The 3667-nt window shown below is 40.3% G+C and carries 4 protein-coding genes; all 4 read right to left on the reverse strand.

Annotated elements, in window-relative coordinates; translation table 11 throughout:
* Positions 1-132: 132 nt before the first annotated feature.
* Complete coding sequence (locus KI742_RS19470; protein WP_137282115.1) at positions 133-468, reverse strand: TonB family protein; 336 nt, start codon at positions 466-468, stop codon at positions 133-135.
* A 730-nt stretch (positions 469-1198) separates the two neighbouring features.
* Positions 1199-1558: a histidine kinase gene (locus tag KI742_RS19480; protein WP_238966148.1), complete on the reverse strand. Its 360-nt coding sequence runs from the start codon at positions 1556-1558 to the stop codon at positions 1199-1201.
* 696 nt (positions 1559-2254) lie between these two features.
* Positions 2255-2743 carry a hypothetical protein gene (locus KI742_RS19495; RefSeq protein ID WP_020840814.1) on the reverse strand — a complete coding sequence of 163 codons (489 nt, stop codon included), beginning with the start codon at positions 2741-2743 and terminating at the stop codon, positions 2255-2257.
* Positions 2744-2943: 200 nt separating this feature from the next.
* Entirely contained in the window at positions 2944-3507 is a 564-nt protein-coding gene (locus tag KI742_RS19500) for a hypothetical protein (RefSeq protein ID WP_285386237.1), read from the reverse strand.
* Between the last annotated feature and the right edge of the window lie 160 nt (positions 3508-3667).

A 3667-nucleotide genomic window follows, 5' to 3' on the forward strand; every position in this document is an offset into this window, starting at 1 on the left:
ACCCGTACTAACGCTCTGCTAAGGGGTGAGCAACGCAATACAAAAGCCGCCGCATACCACCTTAAGCACTAAAATCAACACATAGCAAAAATGCCACGCGTTGCGAATCCCTCTTAAGCAGTTTGTTATGTGTCAAATTTTAAACTCGAACTTAGCTTTTTTAGGGCCAGTTTCCCCTTCTTCGGAAGGCGCATACTTCCGTTTTGATAATATTCGCACTGCTTCAGCATCGAACACTCCTTTAGGTACAGAATCAGTAACCATTATGTCAATAGCATCACCCTGACTACTAATATTAAACGTGAGTACAACAGTACCGACTAATTTGTTTTTCCTTGAACCTTTATGATTCCTAGGCGATACACTATCCCGTGCTTTGTGTTCTTGATAATTTGGGGAACTAGCACTTTCAATTAGACCAGCACAACCAGACAATAATGCCGCTATAAATAATATTAAAATCTTCATACTTAATCCTTGACAACATAACGCCGTGTTAAGGGGTGAGACAACGCTACCGCCAAAGCGGATATGGCCACCTTAATCACTTAAACTGATTTGAAGCGAAATCGCCACGCGTTGACGAATCCCTCTTAAACACTTTGTTATGTTTTACCACAACTGACTCGCTCACATGGCAAAGAACTGAATTGCATAATAAACTGTTTAACTTACATCACACGACTTTGTGAAATAAACCTACAAAAGCGATAAACACAAAGCGCGTAATTCCAGGGAGTTTGATTGAGGCAACTTTGATGGGTTTTGGCGAGCGATTGCGTCCCTTTCAAAACAGCGAAAAACAAAACCCAAATTGCCGAAAACCCCGCTGCCGATTTGCTAACTGGGAAATAGAACCAAAGCGACTTTAAGCCAGCCCAATTTTCAACACGCAGACGCGATTTCAAATTGAAGCAACCCGCGAACTTTAATACGTGACTATTTTTGAGGGATTCATGAACTTGGGCGGACAATATTGAATTGCTGAGACAACTCGAACGAATTGCCAAAGAGACCAAAGAAATAAGCGCCAAGAAACCTTTTATTTCTTCTAAATCAACGTGAAACATAACGCCTTGTTAAGGTGTGAGGCACGCAATACCGAAGCCTCCGCATATCACCTTAAACACAAAACCTGAAGCATGGTAAAAATGCCACGCGTGCCGAATCACTCTTGAACAATTTGTTATGTGATTTTTTACTTGGCTGTCTTCATGTACATTTGACATACAGCTTGAACATCTTGGAAGTCACTAGTTCTCCAGAAAGGTTGATGCATAAAACCCTTATTTGCGTTTTTTTGCTTATAACCATCAGCACAGCGACCAAAGTATGACGTCAGGGTCGGCACCAGTTCTTTTTCTAATGATTTGCCGCTAACTGAAATATCATAGCCACCAATCGATGGCGATACCCAAAGCCTACCGTTGGCACCACTCACACTAATATGTTTTTTTGTGATCTTTTGTTGGTGCAAAACTAAAGAGCAACCAAAACTACTATTTAAATCTGCAACAACACCACTGAGCAGGTTATATACCATGTCTGCTTGATTCATTTGATACCTCTCGAATCACATAACGCCTTGCTAAGGTGTGAGTAACGCAATACAAAAGCTACCGCACAGCGCCTTAATCACATAAGCCACCGCATAGTAAAAATGCCACGCGTTACGAATCACTCTTAAGCAATTTGTTAGTACATGCCCTACTTCTATTTATGCGCTCCAAGATATTGAAAACTGGCATGATATGAAAGGCTTTGAACACTGAAGTGAGACTGGCAGCTACAAAACTTTACCTCCATTGAAAAACGTGAGTTGGCTAGAAGAAAAACGCACTTAACTCCCCTACATACGCTGACTTCAAATTAGAAAAGGATTCGATCCTCGTACTTTTATGGCAGCACCCAATGAACGACAAGATTAACTAAGGAAGTACAACGAAAACGAAGAAGCGCCAAAGAAATAGGCTAAGAGTTTGAAGCCGTAAACGGTGAAATCAAAGCGAACACTCCGCATATAGTGCCACCGGAAAGAACGTGAAAGGTACAAACTGAAAGGTGTAAAAACGAGCACCAAAACAGATAAACACCAAAACTAGTGACCTTTGATGTCAAACCCGTACTAACGCCCAATTAAGGTGTGAAGCACGCGACCACGACACTTAACTAGACCACCGTAAACACTAAACTCAATCCAAACCGAAAATGCCAAGCGTGCTGAATCACTCTTAAATTGTTTGTTAAATGTAAATCAACCTTTGGCCAACCATCCAATAAAAGCAGCAAGAACACCACCTAGAATGCTCAATAATGGATTAGATAGCCATCTATATTCCTTATTTTGTTCAATAGCTCTAGAATGAAGTTCAATGGCAGTCTGAATAAGAACGGTTATTTCTTCTCCACTAAGCGGCGTTCGTGAGATTCTCTTTTTTTCTTCATCATTCAGCGCATTAAATTCTTGAAAACTCAAATCTCTTTGTTCATCAACATTATATCGTTTTCGATAGCTTCGCCTCCAAGCTAAAGAAACCTTTTTACCTTCTCCGTCAACACGAAAAAACTCTGGGTGCTCTTCAAATATCGTTTTCCAATAATCTGCATTATTTTCATCACCTGTAATTCTCATCGCCCAGCCAGCATAATCAAGCTTATAGAAGCCATACTTACCCATAACTTGGATAGCTGAAATAACATTACCTAACCGGTTGTGATTTTTTAAATAGGGGGATTTCGACATTTACTAAATTATCTCCATTTACATTTAACGCCCAATTAAGGGGTGAGCAACGCTACCACTCAACCTAAAGCATTGTGCCATAAACACTAAATTTGAAGTAGATGCAAAAATGCCGAGCGTTGTGAATCCCTCTTAAATTGCTTGTTATAAGGCTGTTTTCTCCTCGTTGAGAGAGACATTTATTACCACAAACAAAGGGCTCAGTTAACCAGCTCAAACTCTATAGCTTCATCTTCCTTCATCATGTCACTTCTCACATACATAACACTCGGTTTAGGAAACCAAAAGATACATAGGGTGCTTAAATTGATTTGATACTCATCAATAACGTCCCATGAAAGAGGTCTAGTACTAAGCATGCTATATCTGTTCCCCTCTGTAAGGCTATATCTAGTGAGAGCACTCCCATTGAAAGATCGCATTGTTCCATCTGCGAAGAATTCGAAAAACCTTTTCCCACCTTTTTCCCTCCAATACGCACTACCAGAGTTGGCTGAAAAACCTGTAAATGCACTAGAGTTTATTTTATCGAGAACAACTGGTGGGCAAGGCATTTTAATCTGTCGATCTCTAGAACTAAAGCCAAATGCTGATATACGAATTCGTGAAGCATCAATTGTATCGGAATCGTATTGTGCAATTCCATCCGTACCTGTTGTACATATAAGTGATAGCAGTTCACCATTGCTCTTGACTGACCATATTGCTGCACCTGCAATAGGTAGTTTAGTTGCGCCCACCTGATATAACACGTGAAATTGCATAATTAGTTCCTTTACAATATTGGAAATTGCTCGAATTTAAAAAGCCTTATAACGCCCTGTTAAGGTGTGAGCAACGCAATGCCGATGCTTCCGCATACCACCTTAAACACTAAAATCAACGCATAGTAAAAATGCCACGCGTTGCGAATCACTCTTAAAC

This window comes from Vibrio sp. D417a (assembly GCF_030248595.1).
Lineage (GTDB): Bacteria > Pseudomonadota > Gammaproteobacteria > Enterobacterales > Vibrionaceae > Vibrio > Vibrio alginolyticus.